Below are 22,908 nucleotides of genomic sequence, written 5' to 3' on the forward strand. Positions count from 1 at the left end.
CGCGGCGGGCGATTGTCACATCCGCGGCGGTCCGGGGCAAGTCAATCCGCGGGTGTTTCGCGGACCACTGCCCCTAGCCGGCGTCGAACATGATGACCTGGCGGACCGCTTTTCCGTCCGCGAGCTGGTCCATGGCCTGGTTGATGTCCGCCAGGGCGATCCGGGACGAAATGAGCTCCTCGACGGGGAGCTTTCCGTCCCGCCAGAGCTGGGCGTACTTGGGGATGTCCCGGGCGGGCACGGCCGAGCCCAAGTAACTGCCGATGATCGTGCGGGCCTCCGCCGTGATGGTCAGCGGGGAGAGCTGGGCGCGCGCCTCGGGTGACGGGAGCCCGGCCGTGATCGTGGTGCCGCCGACGTCGGTCGCCGCGAAGGCGGTCTCGAACGCCCGCGCGCTGCCGGCGCATTCGACGACGAACTTGGCCTTGACGCCTTGCTCCGCGAGCTGCTGCGGGGTGTACGTTTCGTGCGCCCCGAGGCGGCGGGCGTGCTCCAGTTTTTCGTCCAGGGTGTCCACGGCGACGATCCGCGAGACGCCCTGGGACACCGCGGTGATCAGCGCGGCCATCCCGACGCCGCCGAGCCCGACGATCATGATGCTGTCTTCGGGGCGGGGTTTCGCGGCGTTCAGCACGGCGCCGCCGCCGGTGAGCACCGCGCAGCCCAGCACGGCCGCGATGTCCGCCGGGATATCGTCACCGACCGGAACCGCGGAGGCCCGGTCCACGACGGCGTGGCTGGCGAAGCCGGAGACGCCGAGGTGGTGGTAGATCTGTTCGCCGCCGCGGCTTAGGTGCATGGAGCCGTGCAGCAGGGTGCCTTCGTTGTTGCTCTTGGAACCGGCGGTGCACGGCAGCCGGCCGTCCGCGGCGCAGTTGGCGCACTGCTCGCAGCGCGGCAGGAAGGACATGACCACGCGCTGGCCGGGCTGCAGGTCGGTGACCTCCGCGCCGACCTCAACGACCCGTCCGGCGGCTTCGTGGCCCAGCAGCATGGGTACCGGGCGCACCCGGTTCCCGTCGACGACGCTGAGGTCCGAGTGGCAGATGCCAGCGGCCTCGAGCCGGACGAGGATCTCCGTCGGCCCGGGGGCGGAGAGCTCCAGTTCTGCGATACTGATCGGCCTCGACTCCGCGAAGGGCCGGGGGCGGCCGATTTCCTCAAGTACTGCACCGGTGATCTTCATCGATCCCTCTCGTGTGGTTAACCGCGTTTGGACCAGTAAACCGCACCCGGCCGGACCCGGGAAATCCCTGCCGGCGGCTGCCTAGAAGCCCAGTTGCCCGGCCACCTGGAGCAGCAGCGCCTCGGACCCCATCGGCCCGACCAGCTGGATGCCCATCGGCAACCCTTCACCCGGCGGCCCGCCCGTCCAGTGCACCGGAATGCTGATCGCGGGCAGCCCGCAGACGTTGACCAGGGAGGACCATGGGGCGAACTCGCACTGCTTGCGGTAGTCGTCGTCGGCGTCGGCGGGCCACTCGGCCGGCCAGTAGCCGTCGCCGTGCGCTGCGCCGGTGAACCAGCCCACCGGCCGAGGCGTCTGTGCCAGGGCGGGGCTCAGCACCAGGTCCCAGGCCGAGAACTGGGCGACGGTGTCCCGCTGGAACTGGCGCAGGAACCCGAGGGCCTCGTTGAGTTTCGCCGCGCTGCGCTGCTGGGCGCGGCGCCGGAAGGTCCGGGTCAACGGGGTGAGGAGGGCCTCGCGCTGGGGCGCGATGCGGGCGCTCCCGACGCCGGCGGTCCACGCCGTCGTAAACGCGCCGGGGTAGCGGTTGTCGTAGCGGATGGCCGCCTCGCCGGCCTCATGCCCGGCCGCCTGCAGCAGCCTGATGCCGGTCTCGAGCGCGTCGAGGGCCTCCTTGTCCGGCGTGACGGGGAAGAGGGCCTGCCAGGGCCTGTCCAGGCTGACGCCGATCCGCAGCCGGGGCGGGTCCTGGGCAGCGAGTTGCAGGTAGCTGCCCCGGTTGCCGGCCGGTTCTCCCGGTGATTGGCGGGACGGGGGCGGCGGGACGAGGGCGTCGAGCATCAGCGCGGCGTCGGCCGCGGAGCGGGCCAGCGGTCCGGCGACCACGAGTCCGGCGGGGTCGCCGCTGCTTTCCCCGGACGGGACCAGCCCGCGGCCCGGCTTCAGGCCCACCAGACCGCAGGCGGCGGCGGGAATCCGGATGGAGCCGCCGCCGTCGGAGCCCGGCGCGAACGGAAGCAGCCCCGCGGCGACGGCGGCAGCGCTGCCGCCCGAGGAGCCGCCGGAGCTGCGGCTCAGCGCGTACGGGTTGCGTGAGGGCGGGGCGATCCGGTTCTCGCTGTAAGCCGTCAGCCCGAACTCCGGGACCTGCGTCTTACCCAGCGAAACAACCCCGGCGCCCTTCAGTGTGGCGGCGAGGGCGCCGTCGGCCGGGGCCGGCCTGTGTTCCAGGGCGGCGCTGCCATGCGTGGTGGCGACGCCCGCGACGTCGGTCAGGTCCTTGAAGGCGGTCGGCATGCCGTGCAGCAGCGGCAGGTCCGGGCCGCCGCCGCCGTCGCGAGGGGCGGCGGAGGCGCGGGCGTGGTGGCTGTCTGCGGCGTCGGCGTCCTTGAGCGCCTGCTCGGCGGTGACAGTGATGAAGGCGCCAAGGTGCGGATTCTCGGACGCAATGCGGTCCAAGTAATGCGCCGCGGCCTGTCGGGCGGAAAGTTCGCCGGAGCGCAGGGCATCCCGGAGCGCGACCGCCGACAGTTCGTGGATCTCAGCCACGGTGGAGGGGCTTCCGGTGGTGGCGGCCCGCGCGGGCTTCCTGGCGCGGGGGACATGCCCATTTTTCGTGGGGAGCACGGCGCGGGGGACATGCCCATTCTTCGTGCCCAACGTTGGGCATAGTGGCAGCATGTCCAACCGCAGTGTCCGGGGGAGGGCATGTCCGGTGGTGGCGGGGTGCGCGGGCTTCCGCGCCCGGGGGACATGCCCATTCTTCGTGGCCAACATTGGTGTGGAGGGGTGGCCGAGGGGCCGGAATTGTGGGCCGTGCGGCTGCCATTGGTCTCCTTTGCGCTCTCCAGAAGCGTAACCTGCCGCCTGTTTGGACCTGGCTCTGACGGCTGGCGATACGCTGGGGGAAGAACCCTGGTACCAGCGGAGAGGACGACCATGAGCGATATCGACACCGTGACCGTTTCCGATATGCCCGAAGCGGCGCGCATTCTGGATGTACGCGAGGACTACGAGTGGGCTGCCGGCCACGCGGAGGGCGCTGTGCATATTCCCCTCGACCAGCTCCCGGCCCGGCTCGACGAACTGGACCCGGACGAGGACCTCTACGTCATCTGCCGCACCGGCGGACGTTCTTTCCGCGCCGTGCAATGGCTTGTCGGCCAGGGCTATTCCGCGGTGAACGTGGCCGGCGGCATGGACCAGTGGCTTGAGAACGGCCTGCCGCTCGTGTCTGACAACGGGCTCAAGCCCGTCATCCTGTAAACGAAGGAAGAACCCATGCCCGCGTCACCTGTCACCTACACCTTCCTCGGCCCCGAAGGCACGTTCACCGAGGCGGCATTGATGCAGGTGCCCGGTGCCGCGGAGGCGGTCCGCATCCCATCCTCGAACGTGAACACCGCGCTGGACAAGGTCCGTGACGGATCGGCCGACGCGGCGATGGTACCGATCGAGAACTCCGTGGAGGGCGGGGTCACCGCGACCCTAGACGCGATCGCCACCGGCCAGGAGCTGCGGATTCTCCGCGAGGCCCTGGTACCCATCAGCTTCGTGCTGGTGGCCCGGCCGGGCGTCCGGATCGAGGACATCCGCCGGGTTTCCACCCACGGCCACGCCTGGGCCCAGTGCAGGCTCTGGGTCGACACTAATATTCCAGATGCAGAATATATCCCGGGGTCTTCCACAGCCGCTGCTGCAATGGGCCTGCTGGAAGGCGACCCGCATTATGACGCCGCCATTTGCGCCCCGATTGTCGCTGCCGAGCAGCCCGGCCTGGCCGTGTTGGCCGAAAACATCGGCGACAACCCGGGTGCAGTCACCCGCTTTGTGCTGGTGGGCCGGCCCGGCGTGCTGCCGGAACGGACCGGTGCGGACAAGACCACGGTGGTGGTCCCCCTGCCGGAGGACCGGCCCGGCGCGCTGATGGAGATCCTGGACCAGTTCGCCACCCGCGGCGTGAACCTGAGCCGGATCGAATCGCGGCCCACCGGCCAGTACCTGGGCCACTACTTCTTCAGCATCGACGCCGACGGCCATGTGGGCGACGCGCGGGTGGCCGACGCGCTCGCTGGACTGCACCGGATCAGCCCCGCCACCAGGTTCCTGGGCTCCTACGGCCGGGCCGACGGACAGCGCGCGGAGGTGGCGTCGCACACGTCCGACCAAGCATTCCGAGCCGCCCATGCCTGGGTTGAAGACATACTCACCGGGGCATCTGTGGTTCCGGAATATAAGCCGGAGGCTTCGCCCACAGCGTAGACAAACGCCACATCCGGCACTTCCTCCCCATAGAAACTGTGCGTATGCTTGCCTGATCCATATTTGGGTAGCCCTCTACCGGAAAGAGCAGGTCATGTCAGGCACCAGCACAGAAAATGACGGCCAGGGAATGATTGTCAATCCCAAGCCGACTGCTGAAAACCAGGACTGGGACGGCGACGACGCCGATCGTGCGGACCGGCTGCGCTTCGAAGAGGAGCAGGCCATGATCCGCGAACAGTCCGAGGCCCGCGCCGCCAAGGCGGCCGCGGATGCGAAGAAGGAAGCAGACGCCAAAAAGGAAGCCAGCTAGGCCAGCCAACTCCCGGGCGGGGTGCCGCGCCAGGCTGCCCGCCAGGCGGTCCTGTCGGGACGCCGGCCCGGGCGGGGTGCCGTGCCTAGTTGATGCCGGTCCCCGGCTGGCTGCCGGCCCCGCCCGCCGTCAGCGCGGTGTCCCGGGCTTCGTCCTCTTTGACCCGGACCAGCAGCGAGCGGGGGGCCACCCGGACGGTGACCGTGGTGGCCTCGCCGGACGGATCGCCGTCGACCTGAGTGGGCATTGGTTCGGCGCACTTGATCACGATTTTGCCGGAGCGGTAATACGTCATCACCGGCAGGTTTCTTTTATGCTTCAGCACGATCTTCCAGTACATCGCGAGCCAGCCGATGGCGCTGCGCGGGCTCATTACCACCACATCCAGCATGCCGTCGTCGATCATGGCCTGCGGGATAAAGTCGATTCCGCCGGGGATCAGGCCGCAGTTCGCGAACAGCACGCTGCGGATTTTCCGGGACTGCTCGGGCTGGTCGTCCAGCGAGATCGAGACCCGCTTTCGGCGGCCGGGAAGATGCCGCACCCCGGCCTCCGTGTAGGCAAGCCAGCCCACCGCTTTCTTGAGCCCGGCGTTGGTGTCGCCCACCACCTCGGCGTCCATGCCGATGCCGGCGATCACCAGGAAGGCGTGGTCCTGGGACTGGCCGGTCAGGGCGTTCTCAACCCGCATGCGGGCGGTGTCGATGAAGCGCTGGTGGCCGAACAGCGCAATCTCGACGCAGCCGTGCAGGTCCCCGATGTCGAGGTGGACGTTGCGGGCCAGCAGGTTGCCAGTGCCCAGCGGGAGGAGCCCCATGGCGATTTCCGTGTGCGCGAGGGCGTCGGCCACTACGCGGACGGTGCCGTCGCCGCCGCCCACCAGGACGACGTCGGCGCCGGAATCGACGGCGGCCCGGGCCTGCGAGAACCCGGGGTCCTCGGCGGTGGTTTCGAAGAAGCGCGGGGCCTCCCAGCCGGCCGCGAGGCAGGCGCTTTCGACCAGGACCCGGGCCTCCGCGGACCGGGATTTGATCGGGTTCATCACGACGGCGACCTTCTGCCTGGCCAGGCCGGGGTTGTGCGTATCTTCCCAGACGGCGCTGCGGGTGTGCCTGGCCTTCAGCCGGCGCACGCCCCACCAACTGGAGAGGGCAAATACCAGGGCTCCAGCGATGATGAGGTAGAGCAGCCAGTCGCGCATGTTGCTCCAACACTATCCCGCGCCCGCGACCCGGCAGGACTGCCCGGTCGCGGCCCCCGGATTCGATACTCTTATCTGGTGATCGACGTAAAAGACCTCAGCGAAAATCCGGACAAGTTCCGTGCCAGCCAGCGCGCCCGCGGCGCCGATGAATCCGTGGTGGACGCGATCATCGCCGCGGATACGGCCCGGCGCGCGGCACTGATCCGTTTCGAAAACCTGCGGGCCGAGCAGAACGCCTTCGGCAAGAAGGTGGCCCAGGCCAAGGGCGAGGAGAAGCAGGCCCTGCTCGCAGAGGTCAAGGTGCTCGCCGCTTCGGTCAAGGAAGCCTCGGCCGAGGCCGACGTCGCCCAGGCCGCCCAGGAGGAGCTCCTGCGAGGCATCCCCAACCTGGTAGAGGACGGCGTCCCGGCGGGCGGCGAGGATGACTACGTGGTGGTCAAGACGGTCGGAACGCCGCGCGAATTCCCCGACTTCGAGCCGAGGGACCACCTGGAGATCGGCGAGCTGATCGGCGCGATCGACATGGAACGCGGCGCCAAGGTTTCCGGATCGCGCTTCTACTTCCTGCGCGGCGTGGGCGCCCGGCTCGAAATGGCGCTGCTCCAGATGGCCATGGAACAGGCCATCGACGCCGGCTTCGTCCCCATGATCACCCCGACGCTGGTCCGTCCCGAAACCATGCAGGGCACCGGATTCGACGTCAAGCACGACGCCGAGATCTACCGCCTCGCCGAAGACGACCTCTACCTCGTGGGAACGTCCGAGGTGGCCCTCGCGGGCTACCACGCGGACGAAATCCTGGACCTCACCGGCGGCCCGATCCGCTACGCCGGGCAAAGCTCCTGCTACCGCCGCGAAGCCGGTTCGCACGGCAAGGACACCCGCGGCATCATCCGCGTCCACCAGTTCAACAAAGTGGAGATGTTCATCTACACCACGGTTGAAGAGGCCGCCGCCGAGCACGCCCGCCTGCTGGCCTGGGAAGAGGAAATGCTGGCCAAGTGCGAGCTGCCCTACCGCGTAATCGACACCGCCGCGGGGGACCTTGGCACCTCGGCGGCCCGCAAGTTCGACTGCGAAGCCTGGGTCCCCACGCAGGGCGCCTACCGCGAGCTGACGTCCACCTCCAACTGCACCACCTTCCAGGCGCGCCGGCTCAACATCCGCGAACGGGTGCTCAACGAGGACGGCGCGCCCAAGGGCACCCGCGCGGTGGCCACCCTCAACGGCACCCTCGCCACGACCCGCTGGATCGTCGCCATCCTGGAACACCACCAGAACCCGGACGGCTCGGTCAACGTCCCGGCCGCGCTGCAGAAGTACCTCGGTGGCATGACGGTCTTCCCCGTGCTCTAGCCCGCCCGCCGTCGGCAGCTGTTTACCCAGGCTTCACGCGCCACTGTGGCGCGCGTCCTAGCAGCTGTCGGCGGTGTCTGCTCTACTTATTGGATGACTACATTGACTGAAGCCTCAGTCGCTGGCAACGATGACCAGCGCGAAGCAAACGAAAAAATGATGATCGCCCTCGACGTCGACGGAACCCTCGTCGACCACGACGGGCACATGTCCGTTCCCGTCCGGGAAGCCGCCCAGGCCGTGGTGGCTGCCGGGCACGAGGTCATGATCGCGACGGGCCGTTCGCTCAACGCCACCCTGCCCATCATCGAGCACATCGGCATCGAGACCGGCTACGCCGTCTGCTCCAACGGCGGCGTCACGCTGCGCGTGGATTCCGGGCTCGCCGACGGCTACCAGGTGTTGCACAAGGCCACCTTCGACCCCGGCCCCGCGCTGCGGGCGCTGCGCAAGCGGCTGCCTTCGGCCAAGTATGCGCTCGAGGACGAGAACGGCAACTTCCTCTCCACCGAACGCTTCCAGGACGCCAGCTTCGGCGTCGAGGCGATCGGCGTCGACTTCCAGACCATGCTGGAGGCCACCGCCGTCCGCGTTGTGGTGTTCAGCTCCGAGAACACGCCTGAGGAGTTCAACGCGGCGATCCGCCACGTGGGGCTCGCCGGCGTCACATACTCCGTGGGCTGGACGGCCTGGCTGGACATTGCCGCCGCCGGTGTCACCAAGGCCAGCGCCCTGGAGCAGCTGCGCGGACGCCTCAGCATCGGCGCGCACCGCACGGTGGCCGTCGGCGACGGCCGCAACGACATCGAAATGCTCACCTGGGCGCGCCGCGGCGTGGCGATGGGACAGGCGCCGGCCGAGGTGATCGCCGCCGCTGACGAGGTCACCCACTCGGTGTACGACGACGGCGCCGCGCACGTGTTGCGCAGCATCCTCGGCTAAGGCGGGGCGGGGGACGCTCGCTTCCGCGGGCGGGTCCGTCCTACCGGACTTCGAGGATCAGGCCCAGCAGCCGGGCGGCGGCGGGACGGGCCGCGTGCTCCTCGTTCCACTGCGACCGGGCCACGGCCTTGCTTACGGCCTGGGTGGTGATCCCCAATTCCTCGGCCACGGCCTTCTGCTGGCCGCGCACGCCGGGGGTAAGCAGGTCCAGCACCCGCCACTCGGCGGCGCTGCGGTCGTGCACAATGTGGCCCAGCAGCCGCAGCACGGCCTCGGCTTCCGCGGCCAGGTCCGAGTAGGGGCCCTCAACTGCCACCGGGATGCGTTCCTTGCTGTTCCTTAGCCGGTCCACCGCCCGGCGCGCATAAATCAGTCCGTGGCCGGAGGCGTCCTTGATCTGGTTCGGCAGCGGTTCGTTGACCGGGCCGACGCCGATGCCGACGTACCAGGCACCCGTCCGCAGGGCGATCAGCGCCGCCTCGACTGCCTGCCGCGGGCAGTCCAGGATGCCCTGGACCTCATCCTCCACCGAGCGGTCGAAATCGAGGCGCGCGGGAATGTGCCGCAGGTCCTTGAGGAGCTGCGGCACACGGTCGCCGTCGCGCCGGCTGTCGGTTTGGTTGATGGTCAGCGTGAACATTCTGGATGCCACACTACCGCGTGGCAAACGCGAGGCAAGTACCCGGGACAGCCCCCGTACAGACCCGCCGCGGCCCCCGCCCGGACGCGCGGCGGGCTTGTCTCGGGCCGCCGGAAATGTTGCGATGGATCAAGACGCTGCCGACGGCGGCACGAACCGGGGCGGAGTGCAGCAGTGGCTGATGGGTTGGAGCAGGGGACAGGGCAGCGGACCGCGGAGACGGCCGGCGCGGACGAACTTGGCCTGGTGGACCGGTGGTGGCGGGCGGCCAACTATCTGTCCGTGGGCCAGATTTACCTGCGCTCCAACCCGCTGCTGCGCGAACCGCTGAGCGCCGCGGACACCAAGTCGCGCCTGCTCGGCCATTGGGGGACCACGCCGGGGCTGAACTTCATCTACTCGCACCTGAACCGGGTCATCCGGCGGGACTCCCAGCAGATGCTGTTCGTTGCCGGCCCCGGGCACGGCGGGCCCGCCGTCGTCGCGAACGCCTGGCTGGAGGGCACCTATTCCGAGATCTACAGCAACGTGGGCCCGGACGAGGACGGCCTAGCCGAGCTGTTCCGGCAGTTCTCCTACCCCGGCGGCATTCCCAGCCACGCCGCCCCGGAAACTCCGGGCTCCATCAATGAAGGCGGCGAACTCGGCTACTCGCTGGCGCACGCCTACGGCACGGTGTTCGACAACCCGCAGCTGATCACCGCCGTCGTGATCGGCGACGGCGAGGCGGAGACGGGGCCGCTGGCCGCGAGCTGGCACTCGCACAACTTCCTGGACCCGGCCGCGGACGGTGCCGTGCTGCCGATCCTGCACCTGAACGGCTTCAAGATCGCCAACCCCACGATTCTGGCGCGGATGCCGGAGGCCCAGCTGGAGCAGCTGCTGCGCGGGTACGGCCATGAGCCGCACTTCGTGACCGTCACCGACCCGGAGGACACCGCGGCCGCGCACCGCGATTTCGCCGCGGTGCTGGACCGCTGCCTGGCCGACATCCGGGCGATCCAGGCGGCCCGCAGGACCGCAACAACAGCCGGCGGGGCCGGCGGCAACGACGCGCCCGCCGCCGCGTGGCCGATGATCGTGCTGCGCTCGCCCAAGGGCTGGACCGGCCCGAAGACGGTCGACGGGCTGCAGGTGGAAGGCACCTGGCGCAGCCACCAGGTGCCCCTGGCCGAAGTCCGTACCAACCCCGAACACCTGGCGCAGCTCGGCCGGTGGCTGGAGTCCTACCGGCCGGACGAACTGTTCGACGGCGAGGGCCGGCTCCGGCCCGACGTCGCCGCGAACGCCCCCGGCGGGGAGCTGCGGATGAGCGCCACGCCGCATGCCAACGGCGGCGTCCTGCTGCGCGACCTGAAGCTGCCCGGCTACACGGACCACGCAGTGGACGTCGCCCGGCCGGGCCAGGAGCGGGTCAGCGCCATGCTGACCCTAGGCGGCTGGCTGCGGGACCTGATTGCGCTCAACCCGGAGACCTTCCGGCTGTTCGGTCCGGACGAGACCGCATCCAACCGGCTGCAGGACGTCTATGAGGTGACGGACAAGGTCTGGCAGTACCGGATCGAGGAGATCGACGAACACCTTGCGCGCGCCGGCCGGGTGATGGAGGTCCTCAGCGAGCACCTGTGCCAGGGCTGGCTGGAAGGCTACCTGCTGACCGGCCGGCACGGGGTGTTCAGCTGCTACGAGGCCTTCATCCACATTGTCGACTCGATGTTCAACCAGCACGCCAAATGGCTCAAGGTCCACCGCGAGCTGCCGTGGCGGCGGCCCGTCGCCTCGCTGAACTACCTGCTTTCCTCCCATGTCTGGCAGCAGGACCACAACGGCTTTTCGCACCAGGACCCCGGTTTCATCGACCACGCGGTGAACAAGAAGGCCGAGGTCATCCGCGTCTACCTGCCGCCGGACGCCAACACCCTGCTCTCCGTGATGGAGCACTGCCTCGACTCGCGGGACTACGTCAACATCGTGGTCAGTGGCAAGCAGCCCTCACCCACCTGGCTGGGGCCCGACGAGGCGGCGCACCATTGCCAGCGGGGCCTGGGGATCTGGGAATTTGCCGGGTCGGAGGTCCCGGGCGAGGAGCCCGACGTCGTGCTGGCCTGCGCGGGGGACGTCCCCACGGTGGAGACGGTGGCGGCGGCCGAACTGCTCAAGGAAGGGGCGCCCGGGCTGAAGATCCGGGTGGTGAACGTGGTGGACCTGATGCGGCTCCAGGACGCCGCCGAGCACCCGCACGGCCTCTCGTCCCGGGACTTTGACGGCATCTTCACCGCGGACAAGCCGATCATTTTCGCCTACCACGGCTACCCGTCGCTGATCCACCGGCTGGCGTACCGCCGCACCAACCAGGACGGTCTGCACGTGCGCGGCTACAAGGAGGAAGGCACCACCACGACGCCGTTCGACATGGCCATGCTCAACGGGATCGACCGCTACCAGCTGGCCATCGACGCGATCGACCGGGTGCCGGGCCTGGCGGAACGGCACTCGCTGCTGCGCCAGTCGCTGCAGGACCGGCGCATCCGGGCGCACAACCACACGAGGGAGCACGGTGAGGATGCGAAGGAGATCAGCGGCTGGACGCTCAGCGCTGAATAGCAGCGTAGCTGAATAGCCGCGTCGCGGCCCGGCCCGCAGCCCCGCACCGCGGCCGGCTAAGGGCCGGTGAGGCCGGCCAGGCCGCCGGTGGGCAGGTGGATCCAGCCCTCGGACCGGGCGGCCCGGGCGTGGCCGGCGTCGGGACGGAGGGTCGCGCCGAGGGCCACGGCCCGCGCGGTCAGCGAGGCGATGAGCGCGTCGAACATGTCGTCCGAGCCGGCCAGCGCGTCCTCATGTCCGGCCAGGTCCAGCCACGGTGCCGCCCGCTGGAGCCCGTCCAGGAGTTCGCCCAGCCGCTGCGTTTCCGCGCCCCCGCGGCCCTTGTAACCCCGGGCCAGCAGGCCCCAGGACTTCAGCGACGCGGCCGGGTAGACCTCGGCCAGCCGGCCGCTGCCGTCCCTGGCCTGCGGCCCCTGGTCCAGGGCGATCTTGGCCTGGATGACGGCGCAGCGCATTGCCGGGTGCGCCAGCCGGTCGGCGGAGACACTCAACGGGATCAGCCCGGTCCGCGCGGTGACAAAGCGGTCGGTGTCGCGGTAGGCCAGCCGCCGGCGGCCCTCGATGCCGTCGTAGTCCAGCACCGGGTGCGCCTCGCCGGCCAGGTGCCCTGCGATGAACGGCAGGAACGCGTCCGGCCAGCCTACGGGGCAGTCGATTCCGGTCATGTCGCTGGCGCCGAAGAGCCGCACAATGTCGTCGTCGTCGACGCCGAGCGACAGGTGCGCCAGGCGGGCGGTGCCCCCGCTCCACTCGATCACGGCTGCCGCGGTCTTTTTCGTGGCCGCGGCGAGGTCGACGCCGAGGGTCAGCATCCGCGGTCCGTCCGGGGTGTTCGGTGACACGGTCACGGCGTCAGCCCCTCGTCCGGCTCACAGCGCGCGGTACCGGAATGCGCCGGGAATCCCGCCGCGGCGCTCCAGGCCTTGCCCCGAGGCAAAGCGGGCCCACACGGCGCGCAGTGCCCGGCCCTGGGCGTTGATGTCCTCCCAGCTGGCGCCGGCGAGCAGCCCGGCTCCGGCCCACGTCTTCTCGTTGCCGAACAACAGCGGCAGGTCCACGGTGTGCGCGGCCCCGTAGAAGTTCCCCGGCGCGGCCCAGGACAGTACATAGCTGTACGCCGTGCCGCCGGCCCGCGCGTGGCGCCGGGCGAACCGCCTGGCGGACCGGCCGTACACCGCCTCGGTCACGGCCCAGTTGATGGCTTTGACGGCGGCGGTTCCGAGCACGGGGATTTTGGCCAGGCGGCTGACCGCGCGGTTGCGGGGCAGGAACATCCGGGCTTCCTCGGAGGTGTGCCCGATCAGGACCTCGATGCCGGGGGCCGTGCTGTTCCAGGCCTGCTCAATGCCGGACTCCGGCGGCAGGGGCGCGTGCCCGTACTGGGTGCCGAAGGGCATGGCCGCGATCAGCCCGAACTTCCGGGCCACCTGCGACACGTGCTCCTCGATCTCCACGACGTCCATTGCCGGGGTGTCTTCGGTGACGGCTTCCGCGGCGACGCCCATGGCGCGGCTCATCTTGTCCCGGCCCCGGGTAATGCCCAGCGGCGCGCTCTGGATGATGGCTCGCCGGAACAGGTCAGGCGCCTCCGGCGTCGCCATCAGGTGGGCGACGGCGTCGCCGCCGGCGGACTGCCCAAAGGCCGTGACGTTTTCCGGATCCCCGCCGAAGGCGCTGATGTTGCGCCGCACCCAGCGGAAGGCCTCCAGCTGGTCCAGCAGGCCCAGGTTGGCGGGCCGGCCGGTGCCGGTGGCCAGGTAGCCGAACAGGCCCAGGCGGTAGGTCACGGAGACCACAATGACGCGGTTTTCGGCGACGAGGGCCCTGGGGTCGAAGATCGCCAGGTCGCCGGAGCCGGAGGTATAGGAACCGCCGTGCAGCCAGACCATCACCGGCACGCGTTCGCCGTCGCGCAGGTCCTCCGGGATGGTGATGGAGAGCCGCTGGCAGTCCTCGCTGCCGGGGAGTTCCCCGTAGCGGGTGCCGAGGATGTCGTCCAGGAACGGGACCGGGGCCTGTGGGCAGGCGGGGGAGAGAGCCGTGGCCTCGAGGGTTTCGCTCCGGTCGGGCGCGGGTGCCGGCGGCTGGAAACGTGCGGCGGTGGCGTACGGGATTCCGGTGGCGCGCAGCACGCCGCCGTCGCGCCACCCGGTGACCGGGCCGCAGGGCGGGCTAAAGGCAGGCTCGGCGTTCATGAACCAACGATTTCACACATTCCTGATCCACGGCTGGCAGCGCGCACCTGCGCTTAAATAGCAACGCGGGGTCACTTACCGCCCATATCCGTCGGCCGGATGGGCGGTAGGTGACCCCGCGTTGGTGCTGCGGAGGCGTTAGTGCGCGCCCGGGACGAAGCGCTTGATGGAGGCTTCGAGTTCAGCTTCGGCCGCGGCGCGGTCGCCCCAGCCCTCGGCCTTGACCCATTTGCCCGGCTCCAGGTCCTTGTACCGGGTGAAGAAGTGCTCGATCTCCTTGATCAGGAACTCGCTGACGTCGCCGATCTCGTTGATGTGGTCGAAACGGGCATCCGTCGGGACGCAGAGGACCTTGGCGTCCCCGCCGCCGTCGTCGGTCATGTTGAAGACGCCGATCGGGCGGGCCTCGACGATCACGCCGGGGTAGAGGTCGAAGTCCTGCAGGAGCACCAGCGCGTCCAGCGGGTCGCCGTCCTCGCCCAGGGTGTTCTCAAAGAAACCGTAGTGCGTGGGGTACTGCATGGAGGTGAACAGGACGCGGTCCAGGCGGACGCGGCCGGTCTCGTGGTCGACTTCGTACTTGACGCGCGATCCCTTGGGGATCTCGATGGTCACGTCATGCTTCATGGAATGCTCCTCGACGGATTCAGGGGGTGCGCGGCACACACGACCTGCAAAAAAGCAGTGCCGGTGCCGCCGACTACTATTGAGGATATAGCGACAGGCCCTGGTTTCAGGAACTAGTGGGGACATTTCAGGACTAAAGGACCAACAGCAGCATGAAACCCAGAAAGCGCCGGGAGGGCACGGCTCACGCGCCCGGAACGCTCGGGCGCACCATTCCGATGCTGCTGCTGACCCTTCTGGTCCTTGCGCTCGCCATCCCGGCCGGCGTGGCGGTCAGTCCCGGGTTCCGCGGCCCGGTCCGGCCCCCCGAGCCCGCCGCGGCCGGCCCCTGGCAGCAGTTGCCCACCAGCCTCAGCACGCCCGACGGCGGTCCGGGCACCGCCGGCGCCATGCGGCCGCTCAGCGACGCGGCACCGGTGCCGGACGCCGCAGCGCTCGCCGCCGCCCTCACCGCCACCTTGAAGACCGACGGCGCCGGGTCCTTCAGCGGCGTGGTGCAGGACGCCATCACCGGCAAGGTGCTCTTTGACCGGTCCGGCGACGAGGTCCGCGCCCCGGCCTCCAACATCAAGCTGCTGACGGCCGCCGCTGCGCTGCGCACCCTCGGCCCGGACCGGCGCTTCAGCACCAGGGTCGTGGCCGGCCCCACGCGCGGCTCCGTGGTCCTGACCGGCGGCGGAGACGTGCTGCTGGGCGCCGGCAAGTCCGCGCCGGACGCGGTGCTGGGCCGTGCCGGGCTCGCCACCCTGGCGGAGTCCACCGTGGATGCCCTGCGGAAGGCCGGCACGACCGGCCCGGTGTCCGTCCTGCTGGACGATTCCCTCTTCACCGGACCGTCCCTCAGCCCGGCCTGGAGCCCGGAAGACGTGGCCGCCGGCGAAGTGGCGCCGTTGTTTCCGCTGGCCCTGAACTCGGCCCGTTACGACCCCGCCGTCACCACCGGACCCCGTCCCCGGGACGCCGCCATGACCGCAGCCGAGGCGTTCGCCGCCCGGCTGTCTGCCGCGGGCGCCGCCGCCGGGCTCACCGTCGCACCCGGCGTCGCCAGGCTGCCCGCGGCGCGCAAGCCTTCCCCGGCCGCCGGCGGACAGGCCGGCAAGGTCCTCGCCGAAGTCCAGTCCGCCACCGTCAGCCAGCAGGTGGACCTGATGCTGCGCACCTCGGACAATTACCTCGCCGAGGTGCTGGGCCGGATGGTGGCGGTAGCCAGCGGGAAACCGGCCAGCAACGCCGGCGCCGTCGCGGCCGTCCTGCGGCAGCTCGAGGAACTGGGCATCCCCGCGGCCACGCTCCGGGCAGCCGACCTGGCCGGGCTGACCCTGGACAACAAGGTCTCGGCGCGGCAGCTCGCCGCCGTCGTCCGCGCGATGACCACGGGCACGGACACCCGCCTCCGGTCCGCCCTGGCCGGGTTCCCGGTGGCCGGGCTGACCGGAACACTGGGCGGCCGGTACACGGATACCAGCACCGCCCGGGGCGCGGGCCTGGTCCGCGCCAAGACAGGGACGCTGAACACCGTGATCGCCCTCAGCGGCTACGTCGTGGACGCCGACGGCCGGCTCCTGGTTTTCTCCTTCATCGGCAACGGACTCACCCCCGGGGCTGCCGGCAACAAGACGGCCCTGGACCGGACAGCCTCGGTCCTGGCGGGCTGCGGCTGCCGCTGAGGCCGCGCCGTTTCGACGGTTCCCTGCGCATCAGTGGGTTCGAAACGTCTAATCAGCAGGGAACCATCGAAACGGCGGCCACCGGCTGCCCGTTCGCTCCGCGACGAACTTAAGGCGCATCCCCGGCCTGCTGTGATCTGATGGGGCTATGGAGTCCTCTTCGCGCGAGACATCTGCCGAGACATCTGCCCGGTCAGCAAGCCAGGCCCAGGCCCTCATCAACTGGGAGCTCGCGGCGTCCACGGCCGCGCGCCTCACTCCGGCCGGGCCGTCGCTGGGCTCCGCGGAGATCGGCGCCGCCGTCGAAAACCTGCGCCTGATGGCGGACATCTCGGTGCCGCACGTCCATGACATCACCGGACTTGAGGCCGCCCGGGACCTCCGCGACTCCTCCGTCCTGGTGGTGGACCGTGCGTCGTGGGCCAAGGCGAACACGCAGAGCTTCGCCGTGATGCTGCAGCCCGCCATCGAGAAAATGCTCGAAGGACGCCGCGGGACCGTGGGCCCGGGCGCCGCCAGCGTCAGCGGCGCGATCACCGGCAGCCAGCTGGGCGCCATCCTGGCGTTCCTCTCCAGCAAGGTCCTGGGCCAGTACGACCCGTTTTCCGCGCTGGCCGAGAATTCCACGGCCCCCGCCGCCGGCCGGCTGCTGCTGGTGGCCCCCAACATCATCGCGGTGGAACGCGAGCTCAACGTCGCGCCCGAGGATTTCCGGCTCTGGGTCTGCCTGCACGAACAGACCCACCGCGTGCAGTTCGCCGCCGCCCCCTGGCTCCGCCACCACATGCTGGACCAGATCGAGGACCTCAGCGCCCACCTGCTGGGCAACGTCGACTCGATCATGGAACGCGCCGCGGCAGCTGCGAAGGCCCTCAAGGACCGGTCCGCGCCCGGAGCGGCCCCCGGCCGCGGGGCAATCCTGGACCTGTTGCAGGACCCGGCCGAGCGTGCGGCGATCTCGCACCTCACCGCGGTCATGAGCCTGCTGGAAGGCCACGCCAACGTGGTGATGGATGCGGTGGACGCCAGCATCGTCCCGTCGGTCAAGACCATCCGGCAGCGGTTCAACGCCCGCGGCAAGGACCGCGGCGCGATCGAGAAGTTCATCCGCAGCCTGCTCGGCCTGGACGCAAAAATGCGGCAGTACAGCGACGGCTCGAAGTTCGTCCGCGAAGTGGTTGACGCCGCCGGCATGGAAGGCTTCAACAAGGTCTGGGAGTCCGCCGACCACCTGCCCACCGAACCCGAAATCCACGACTCGAAGCTCTGGCTCGAACGGATGGGGCTCTAGTCCGCGTGCCCGCCACCAGCAACCCGGATCTCCCGGCGGCTTCCGGCGGACGACGACGGCCCGGCCGGCTGGCGCCCGTCGTCGGCAAGGCCCGGAAAATGCTGCAGGACGCCCTCGCCGACGCCGGCTACCCCGCGCGCGTGCTGGTGGCCTGCAGCGGCGGACCGGACTCGCTGGCGCTCGCCGCCGTCGCGTCCTACTTCGGCCGCCGCGGCCACGTCGACGGGCACCCGGTGTCCGTCGGCGCCGTCGTGGTGGACCACCAGCTCCAGCCCGGCTCGGCGGAGGTGGCCGCCGCGGCGGCCGTGGCGCTGCAGGAGCTGGGACTGGCCCCCGTCCAGGTCCGGACAGTCGACGTCGCCCCTGCCGGGATGGGCCCGGAAGCCGCCGCGCGGGACGCCCGGCACGCCGCCCTCGAAGCCGCCGCCGACGAGACCGGCGCCGGAGCCATCCTGCTGGGCCACACCCTGGACGACCAGGCCGAGCAGGTCCTGCTGGGGCTGGCGCGCGGCTCCGGGACCCGCTCGCTCGCCGGCATGCGGCCGGCCCGCGGCCGCCTGCTGCGGCCCTTCCTCGGGCTGCGCCGGGTCGAGACGCTGGAAATCTGCGCGGTTGAGGGGCTGGACCCCTGGCACGACCCCAGCAACGCGGACCCCTCGTTCGCCCGCTCGCGGACCCGGGTGGAGGTACTGCCGATGCTGGAGGACAAACTGGGCCCGGGCGTGGCCGAGTCGCTGGCCAGGACGGCGTCGATCCTGCAGCTCGACGCCGACTACCTCGAGGATGTGGCGAACGACACCTTTGCCCGGCTGCAGGAGCGCACCGGCACGGAGCTCGGCCTGCCCGAGGCCGCGCTGCGCGAACTGGCGCCGGCCGTGAGGTTCCGGGTGATCGCCAAGGCCGCCGCCGCCGTCGGGGGTCAGCAGCCGAGCTACCAGCGGCTGCTCGCCGCGGAGGCGCTGCTGCGCCGGCAGGGCTCCGCGGGGCCGGTGGAGTTGCCCGGCGGCGTGAGCGTCTACCGGCTCTCGCTCGCCCAGTTGCTCGCGGCGGAGCGGTCCGCCCCCGCCGGCGGTCCCCGTGAGGGCGCCCGCTGTGGGAAGCTTGTATTCCGGCCTCAAAAACCGCCCCAAGAATAGTCGCACCCGCATCTACACAGGAGCCATTGGTGGATTCAAACGACGTCCAGGCAGACCTCAAGCACGTTCTCTACTCCAAGGAGCAGATCCAGTCCCGGATCACCGAACTCGCTGCCCAGATCGACAAGGACTACGAAGGCCGCGATCTGCTGATCGTCGGTGTGCTCAAGGGTGCGGTCATGGTGATGGCGGACCTGGCCCGCGCGCTGCACAGCCACGTCTCGATGGACTGGATGGCCGTCTCCTCCTACGGTTCCGGCACGCAGTCCTCCGGCGTGGTCCGCATCCTCAAGGACCTGGACACGGACCTGATGGGCAAGGACGTCCTGATCGTCGAGGACATCATCGACTCCGGCCTCACGCTCTCCTGGCTTAAGACCAACCTGGAGTCCCGCGGCCCGGCCTCGGTGGAGATCTGCACCGCGTTCCGCAAGCCCACTGCCGCCAAGGTCCAGATCGACGTCAAGTACGTCGGCTATGACATCCCCAACGAATTTGTCGTCGGGTACGGCCTGGACTACGCCGAGAAGTACCGCAACCTGGACTTCGTGGGCACCCTCGCACCGCACGTCTACGAGTAGAACCGGCGGCCACGCCCCGGCTCGACGCTGAGCCTGTTCTGCCCCGCACAGCCCTCCGCTACGCCGATAGGGAACTTTTACCCTTGACCGTGCGTGAGTTACTGCGACGGTGTATAGCTAGAACCTGACGCAGCACCACACGCGCGCAGATCGGTCGCCGTGCAGCACTACCAGGAGGGACGGGGCGAGCCCCCGATCAGATGAAAGCGAAGAGTTTCTTCAAAGGCCCGGGCATCTGGATTGTCGTTGTTATCGGCATGCTCCTGCTGGCCTTTGCCACCCTGGCCCCGGGGGGATCGGTCCGGATCGACACGGACAAGGGCCTGGAGCAGTTGTCCACCGGCAAGGTCGAGCAGGCCAAGATTTTCGACGCCGAGAACCGCGTGGACCTGGTGCTGCGGGACGACTACCAGGCTGACGGGCAGAACAAGGGTAAAAACGTCCAGTTCTACTTCGTCAACGCCCGCGCGGCCGACGTCGTCAAGGCCGTGACCGCTGCGAAGCCGCCGAGCGGCTTCACCGACCAGCCGGTCGAAAGCAACTGGTTCTCCGGCCTGTTCTCGCTGCTGGTCCCGGTGCTGCTGCTGGGTGTGCTCTTCTGGTTCCTGCTCTCCCGGATGCAGGGCGGCGGCTCCAAGGTCATGCAGTTCGGCAAGTCCAAGGCCAAGATGGTTAATAAGGACATGCCGCAGGTGACCTTCAGCGACGTCGCCGGCGCCGACGAGGCCGTCGAGGAACTCCAGGAAATCAAGGAATTCCTCCAGGAACCGGCCAAGTTCCAGGCGGTGGGCGCCAAGATCCCCAAGGGCGTGCTGCTGTACGGCCCTCCCGGCACCGGCAAGACGCTGCTGGCCCGTGCCGTCGCTGGCGAGGCCGGCGTCCCGTTCTTCTCCATCTCCGGTTCGGACTTCGTCGAAATGTTCGTCGGCGTGGGCGCCTCCCGTGTCCGCGACCTGTTCGAACAGGCCAAGGCGAATTCGCCGGCCATCATCTTCGTGGACGAGATCGACGCCGTCGGCCGGCACCGCGGCGCCGGAATCGGCGGCGGCAACGACGAACGCGAGCAGACCCTCAACCAGCTCCTGGTTGAAATGGACGGCTTCGACGTCAAGACCAACGTCATCCTGATCGCGGCCACCAACCGCCCCGACGTGCTCGACCCCGCGCTGCTGCGGCCGGGCCGCTTTGACCGCCAGATCTCGGTCGAGGCCCCCGACCTGATCGGCCGCGACCAGATCCTGAAGGTGCACGCCAAGGGCAAGCCGATGGCTCCCGGCGTCGACCTCAAGGCCGTCGCGAAGAAGACCCCCGGCTACACCGGCGCGGACCTGGCGAACGTGCTCAACGAGGCCGCGCTGCTGACGGCCCGCTCCAACGCCAACCTGATCGACGACCGTGCCCTCGACGAGGCGATCGACCGCGTCATGGCCGGCCCGCAGAAGCGCAGCCGCGTGATGAAGGAACACGAGCGCAAGGTCACCGCCTACCACGAGGGCGGGCACGCCCTGGTGGCCGCGGCGTTGCGCAATTCGGCTCCGGTCACCAAGATCACCATCCTGCCGCGCGGCCGCGCCCTGGGCTACACCATGGTGGTCCCGGAGAACGACAAGTACTCCGTGACCCGCAACGAGCTGCTGGACCAGATGGCCTACGCCATGGGCGGCCGGGTGGCCGAGGAGCTCGTCTTCCACGACCCGTCCACGGGCGCCTCCAACGACATCGAAAAGGCCACCGGGATCGCCCGGAAGATGGTCACCGAGTTCGGCATGAGCGAGCGGGTCGGCGCGGTGCGGCTCGGCCAGGGCGGCGGCGAGCCGTTCCTGGGCCGCGACGCCGGCCACGAGCGCAACTACTCGGACCAGATCGCCTACGTCGTGGACGAGGAAGTGCGCCGCCTGATCGAAGGCGCGCACGACGAGGCCTACGCGATCCTGACCGAGAACCGCGACGTCCTGGACCAGCTGGCCCTGGAGCTGCTGGAACGCGAGACCCTGAACCAGGGCGAGATCGCGCAGGTCTTCACGAATATCCGCAAGCGCGATTTCCGCGAGATCTGGCTCTCCAAGGAGACCCGGCCGATCCAGGCCGTCGGCCCGGTGGAGTCCCGCCGCGAAAAGGCGGAGCGCGAAGCCCAGGAGGAGGCCAAGGAAGCCCGGCTCGAGGAACCGCTGGACACCCGGCCCCCGCACGCCCAGGGCGTCCCCGGGCAGGAGCCCTTCCAGGGCGGTGTTACGGATCTGGGGCCTGACGGCCATCCCGGCTAGGCTTCTTCTGTGACTTCTTACTTCGACGACGACGACGTTCCCGCCACCGCCGGCCTCTTCTCCGCGGAAGGGGCGGCGGGGGATCCCGGCCAGAACACCACCCCGGTGGACCACCCCCGGATCCAGGCGGCGGTGCGCGAGATCCTGCTCGCGATCGGCGAAGACCCGGACCGCAGCGGCCTTGTGGACACCCCGAAGCGCGTCGCCAAGGCCTACGCGGAGATGTTCGCCGGCCTGCACCACGACCCGGCCGAGATCCTCGCCACCACCTTCGACCTTGACCATGAGGAACTGGTCCTGGTCAAGGACATCCCGTTCTACTCGACCTGCGAACACCACTTGGTGCCGTTCCACGGCGTCGCCCACGTCGGGTACATTCCCTCCCACGACGGCAAGGTCACCGGGCTGAGCAAGCTGGCCCGGCTGGTGGACATGTTCGCCCGCCGCCCGCAGGTCCAGGAACGGCTGACCACCCAGATCGTCGAAGCCCTCGTCACCCACCTCAAGCCGCGCGGCGCGATCGTCGTCGTCGAATGCGAACACCTCTGCATGTCGATGCGCGGCATCCGCAAGCCCGGTGCGAAGACCGTCACCAGCGCGGTCCGCGGGCAACTGCATGACCCGGCCACCCGCGCCGAAGCCATGAGCCTCATCCTCGGAAGGTAAGAACAACACACTATGGATTCCCTCGCCGCAGCCCCTGGAACAGGTCCTGCCACCTCGCCGCTGCCCGTGCTGCGCAAGCCGCGCCCGGCCGCGAGCTTCAAGGACCTGCCGACGGACCGGACGCTCGTGATGGGGATCCTGAATGTCACCCCGGATTCGTTCAGCGACGGCGGCCGGCACGCGACGCCGGACACCGCCATCGCCGCCGGCCTGCGGATGTTCTACGCCGGCGCCGACATCATCGACGTCGGCGGGGAATCCACCCGTCCGGGCGCGGCCGAGGTCAGCGTCGGGGAGGAGCAGCGCCGGGTGCTGCCCGTCGTCGAGGCGCTGGTCAAGGCCGGCGCCCTGGTCAGCATCGACACCACCCATGCGGCCACCGCCGAGGCCGCCCTGGCCGCCGGCGCCGCGATTATCAACGACGTCTCCGGCCTCACGATCGAGCCGGAAATGCTTGAGTTGGTGGCGAGGAGCAAGGCGCCGTACATCCTCACGCACCGCCGCGGCGACGCGAACACCATGGACTCGCTGGCCGACTACAACAACGTCGCAGCGGAGGTCGCCGCTGAACTCGCCGGTGTCCGGGACAAGCTCTATGCGGCCGGCGCCTCGCCCGAGCAGATCATCCTGGACCCGGGCCTGGGCTTCGCGAAGAACGAGTCACAGAACTGGGAACTGCTGCAAAACATCGACGTGCTGCAGGGCATGGGCCACAAGGTCCTGGTCGCCGCGTCCCGGAAGCGGTTCCTCGGCAGCCTCCTCACCGTCGCCGGCAAGGCCGCCGCGCCCCACGAACGGGACTCCGCCACGGCGGCCGTGACCGCCATCAGCGCCTTCCGTGGCGCCTGGGCCGTCCGCGTGCACGACGTCGGCCCCAGCCTCGACGCCGTCAAGGTCGCCGCCCGCCTCGCCCCCGCCAGCCCGGCCAGTCCGGCGGCGGCCCCGGCCGCACCCGGCGACAGCTGAACCGGC

20 protein-coding genes are annotated in these 22,908 nt (G+C 69.8%); 13 read left to right on the top strand and 7 right to left on the bottom strand.

The features are described from left to right. Positions 1-73: 73 nt before the first annotated feature. On the bottom strand, positions 74-1,186 hold the full coding sequence (locus AC1MBE_RS10220) for an alcohol dehydrogenase catalytic domain-containing protein (protein WP_479777899.1): 1,113 nt from the start codon (positions 1,184-1,186) through the stop codon (positions 74-76). An 81-nt stretch (positions 1,187-1,267) separates the two neighbouring features. Further along, positions 1,268-2,737, bottom strand: coding sequence for an amidase (locus tag AC1MBE_RS10225; RefSeq protein ID WP_479777901.1), 1,470 nt, complete (start codon positions 2,735-2,737; stop codon positions 1,268-1,270). A gap of 390 nt (positions 2,738-3,127) precedes the next feature. On the opposite strand from AC1MBE_RS10225, the gene AC1MBE_RS10230 reads away from it, so the two are divergent. From AC1MBE_RS10230 to AC1MBE_RS10240, 3 genes are all read left to right on the top strand, one after another. Continuing rightward, positions 3,128-3,454, top strand: coding sequence for a rhodanese-like domain-containing protein (locus AC1MBE_RS10230; RefSeq protein WP_479777903.1), 327 nt, complete (start codon positions 3,128-3,130; stop codon positions 3,452-3,454). Positions 3,455-3,469: 15 nt separating this feature from the next. Further along, positions 3,470-4,450: a prephenate dehydratase gene (pheA, locus tag AC1MBE_RS10235; protein ID WP_479777905.1), complete on the top strand. Its 981-nt coding sequence runs from the start codon at positions 3,470-3,472 to the stop codon at positions 4,448-4,450. A gap of 94 nt (positions 4,451-4,544) precedes the next feature. Then, the gene (locus AC1MBE_RS10240) at positions 4,545-4,763 is read left to right on the top strand and encodes a hypothetical protein (RefSeq protein ID WP_346958368.1); all 219 of its coding nucleotides are present in this window, start codon (positions 4,545-4,547) and stop codon (positions 4,761-4,763) included. Positions 4,764-4,848: 85 nt separating this feature from the next. Here the strand turns inward: AC1MBE_RS10240 and AC1MBE_RS10245 are convergent, their stop codons facing one another. Further along, positions 4,849-5,964, bottom strand: coding sequence for a diacylglycerol/lipid kinase family protein (locus AC1MBE_RS10245; RefSeq protein WP_479777907.1), 1,116 nt, complete (start codon positions 5,962-5,964; stop codon positions 4,849-4,851). Positions 5,965-6,042: 78 nt separating this feature from the next. Between AC1MBE_RS10245 and serS the strand changes: the two genes are divergently transcribed. Together serS and AC1MBE_RS10255 are read left to right on the top strand one after the other, a co-directional pair. Further along, positions 6,043-7,323 carry a serine--tRNA ligase gene (serS, locus tag AC1MBE_RS10250; protein ID WP_479777909.1) on the top strand — a complete coding sequence of 427 codons (1,281 nt, stop codon included), beginning with the start codon at positions 6,043-6,045 and terminating at the stop codon, positions 7,321-7,323. Positions 7,324-7,416: 93 nt separating this feature from the next. Continuing rightward, a complete protein-coding gene (locus AC1MBE_RS10255) occupies positions 7,417-8,265 on the top strand; it encodes an HAD family hydrolase (protein WP_346958371.1) in 849 nt (282 codons plus the stop codon). A 40-nt stretch (positions 8,266-8,305) separates the two neighbouring features. Here the strand turns inward: AC1MBE_RS10255 and AC1MBE_RS10260 are convergent, their stop codons facing one another. After that, positions 8,306-8,905 carry a hypothetical protein gene (locus AC1MBE_RS10260; protein WP_479777911.1) on the bottom strand — a complete coding sequence of 200 codons (600 nt, stop codon included), beginning with the start codon at positions 8,903-8,905 and terminating at the stop codon, positions 8,306-8,308. Positions 8,906-9,079: 174 nt separating this feature from the next. On the opposite strand from AC1MBE_RS10260, the gene AC1MBE_RS10265 reads away from it, so the two are divergent. Further along, positions 9,080-11,509: a phosphoketolase family protein gene (locus AC1MBE_RS10265; RefSeq protein WP_479777913.1), complete on the top strand. Its 2,430-nt coding sequence runs from the start codon at positions 9,080-9,082 to the stop codon at positions 11,507-11,509. 56 nt (positions 11,510-11,565) lie between these two features. Here AC1MBE_RS10265 and AC1MBE_RS10270 read toward each other — a convergent pair whose 3' ends face one another. The 3 genes from AC1MBE_RS10270 to AC1MBE_RS10280 all read right to left on the bottom strand — a co-directional run bounded on the left by AC1MBE_RS10270 (position 11,566) and on the right by AC1MBE_RS10280 (position 14,331). Continuing rightward, positions 11,566-12,321, bottom strand: a complete 756-nt coding sequence (locus AC1MBE_RS10270; RefSeq protein WP_479782568.1) for a DUF429 domain-containing protein — start codon at positions 12,319-12,321, stop codon at positions 11,566-11,568. A gap of 57 nt (positions 12,322-12,378) precedes the next feature. Beyond that, positions 12,379-13,704 carry a carboxylesterase family protein gene (locus tag AC1MBE_RS10275; RefSeq protein ID WP_479777915.1) on the bottom strand — a complete coding sequence of 442 codons (1,326 nt, stop codon included), beginning with the start codon at positions 13,702-13,704 and terminating at the stop codon, positions 12,379-12,381. Positions 13,705-13,842: 138 nt separating this feature from the next. Further along, positions 13,843-14,331, bottom strand: a complete 489-nt coding sequence (locus tag AC1MBE_RS10280; RefSeq protein WP_479777917.1) for an inorganic diphosphatase — start codon at positions 14,329-14,331, stop codon at positions 13,843-13,845. Between the two features lie 152 nt (positions 14,332-14,483). Here AC1MBE_RS10280 and dacB point away from each other — a divergent pair, with 152 nt between their 5' ends. From dacB to folP, 7 genes are all read left to right on the top strand, one after another. Continuing rightward, positions 14,484-15,998: a D-alanyl-D-alanine carboxypeptidase/D-alanyl-D-alanine endopeptidase gene (dacB, locus tag AC1MBE_RS10285; RefSeq protein ID WP_479777919.1), complete on the top strand. Its 1,515-nt coding sequence runs from the start codon at positions 14,484-14,486 to the stop codon at positions 15,996-15,998. A 148-nt stretch (positions 15,999-16,146) separates the two neighbouring features. After that, positions 16,147-17,289, top strand: coding sequence for a zinc-dependent metalloprotease (locus AC1MBE_RS10290; RefSeq protein ID WP_479777921.1), 1,143 nt, complete (start codon positions 16,147-16,149; stop codon positions 17,287-17,289). Positions 17,290-17,387: 98 nt separating this feature from the next. After that, entirely contained in the window at positions 17,388-18,425 is a 1,038-nt protein-coding gene (gene tilS, locus AC1MBE_RS10295) for a tRNA lysidine(34) synthetase TilS (protein WP_479782570.1), read from the top strand. Between the two features lie 29 nt (positions 18,426-18,454). Next, the gene (hpt, locus tag AC1MBE_RS10300) at positions 18,455-19,006 is read left to right on the top strand and encodes a hypoxanthine phosphoribosyltransferase (protein ID WP_138767802.1); all 552 of its coding nucleotides are present in this window, start codon (positions 18,455-18,457) and stop codon (positions 19,004-19,006) included. A gap of 200 nt (positions 19,007-19,206) precedes the next feature. Beyond that, positions 19,207-21,270 (top strand): ATP-dependent zinc metalloprotease FtsH, encoded by a 2,064-nt coding sequence (gene ftsH, locus AC1MBE_RS10305; RefSeq protein ID WP_479777924.1) that lies wholly within the window; start codon positions 19,207-19,209, stop codon positions 21,268-21,270. A gap of 9 nt (positions 21,271-21,279) precedes the next feature. Beyond that, positions 21,280-21,936, top strand: a complete 657-nt coding sequence (folE, locus tag AC1MBE_RS10310; protein ID WP_479777926.1) for a GTP cyclohydrolase I FolE — start codon at positions 21,280-21,282, stop codon at positions 21,934-21,936. A 12-nt stretch (positions 21,937-21,948) separates the two neighbouring features. After that, positions 21,949-22,902, top strand: coding sequence for a dihydropteroate synthase (gene folP / locus AC1MBE_RS10315; protein ID WP_479777928.1), 954 nt, complete (start codon positions 21,949-21,951; stop codon positions 22,900-22,902). Positions 22,903-22,908: the final 6 nt, after the last annotated feature.

It is taken from the genome of Arthrobacter sp. BG5 (assembly GCF_056680155.1).

Excerpts from the sequence above, each read along its gene's own strand:
- AC1MBE_RS10270 (WP_479782568.1), bottom strand. The coding sequence starts at position 12,321 with ATGCTGACCCTCGGCGTCGACCTCGCCGCGGCCACGAAAAAGACCGCG.
- AC1MBE_RS10245 (WP_479777907.1), bottom strand. The coding sequence starts at position 5,964 with ATGCGCGACTGGCTGCTCTACCTCATCATCGCTGGAGCCCTGGTATTT.
- AC1MBE_RS10260 (WP_479777911.1), bottom strand. The coding sequence starts at position 8,905 with ATGTTCACGCTGACCATCAACCAAACCGACAGCCGGCGCGACGGCGAC.
- folP (WP_479777928.1), top strand. The coding sequence starts at position 21,949 with ATGGATTCCCTCGCCGCAGCCCCTGGAACAGGTCCTGCCACCTCGCCG.
- ftsH (WP_479777924.1), top strand. The coding sequence starts at position 19,207 with ATGAAAGCGAAGAGTTTCTTCAAAGGCCCGGGCATCTGGATTGTCGTT.
- AC1MBE_RS10275 (WP_479777915.1), bottom strand. The coding sequence starts at position 13,704 with ATGAACGCCGAGCCTGCCTTTAGCCCGCCCTGCGGCCCGGTCACCGGG.
- AC1MBE_RS10290 (WP_479777921.1), top strand. The coding sequence starts at position 16,147 with ATGGAGTCCTCTTCGCGCGAGACATCTGCCGAGACATCTGCCCGGTCA.
- AC1MBE_RS10280 (WP_479777917.1), bottom strand. The coding sequence starts at position 14,331 with ATGAAGCATGACGTGACCATCGAGATCCCCAAGGGATCGCGCGTCAAG.
- AC1MBE_RS10240 (WP_346958368.1), top strand. The coding sequence starts at position 4,545 with ATGTCAGGCACCAGCACAGAAAATGACGGCCAGGGAATGATTGTCAAT.
- AC1MBE_RS10220 (WP_479777899.1), bottom strand. The coding sequence starts at position 1,186 with ATGAAGATCACCGGTGCAGTACTTGAGGAAATCGGCCGCCCCCGGCCC.
- pheA (WP_479777905.1), top strand. The coding sequence starts at position 3,470 with ATGCCCGCGTCACCTGTCACCTACACCTTCCTCGGCCCCGAAGGCACG.
- dacB (WP_479777919.1), top strand. The coding sequence starts at position 14,484 with ATGAAACCCAGAAAGCGCCGGGAGGGCACGGCTCACGCGCCCGGAACG.
- AC1MBE_RS10255 (WP_346958371.1), top strand. The coding sequence starts at position 7,417 with ATGACTACATTGACTGAAGCCTCAGTCGCTGGCAACGATGACCAGCGC.
- tilS (WP_479782570.1), top strand. The coding sequence starts at position 17,388 with ATGCTGCAGGACGCCCTCGCCGACGCCGGCTACCCCGCGCGCGTGCTG.
- AC1MBE_RS10230 (WP_479777903.1), top strand. The coding sequence starts at position 3,128 with ATGAGCGATATCGACACCGTGACCGTTTCCGATATGCCCGAAGCGGCG.